The organism is Oceanobacillus alkalisoli, from assembly GCF_021556485.1.
GTDB lineage: Bacteria > Bacillota > Bacilli > Bacillales > Amphibacillaceae > Oceanobacillus > Oceanobacillus alkalisoli.
In genome coordinates, this window is sequence record NZ_JAKGBW010000050.1 from 1 (window position 1) to 495 (window position 495).

1 pseudogene is annotated in these 495 nt (G+C 40.2%); it reads right to left on the reverse strand.

Annotated elements, in window-relative coordinates:
• Positions 1-495: pseudogene (locus LZD48_RS18450) on the reverse strand (IS5/IS1182 family transposase); the annotation flags it as partial.

Sequence of the window (495 nt, forward strand, 5' to 3'; positions counted from 1 at the left end):
TGTCTTCTGATTTGTGACCTGTTCGGGCATCGGGATCGTTGGAAATTTCCGTTCCTTCTTTACAATCTTCTACAATCTCTTTCAAGTAGTTCATTTTTTCTTTGACCGCCGGAACTTCACGGATTCCCTCCTCGTTCTCGACCACTTCAATCAATTTTTCGCAATAAGCTACAGACTCTTTCACATCATGCTCGGCTGGCTTTTTTGGGTATTTTTCTTTGATGGTTTCATCAAATTCATAGGTTGCTTTCCGAACAGCTTTTGCTTGTTCATTTAAATATTGAGCCGCAGATCTGGAACGATAACGGGAATGGGAGTGTGTAGAATCGACAATTAAAGCTGCTTTGATTTCAATCAACCCTTGTTCGATTGCGATTTCAGTTGTTTTTTCGATCAGTAAATCCAGTAGATTAATGTCTTTCAAGCGTAACTTGCGAAAATGAGTTAAGGAACTCGAATCAATAACGGAAGCTTCTGGAGCCATCCCCAAGAAAT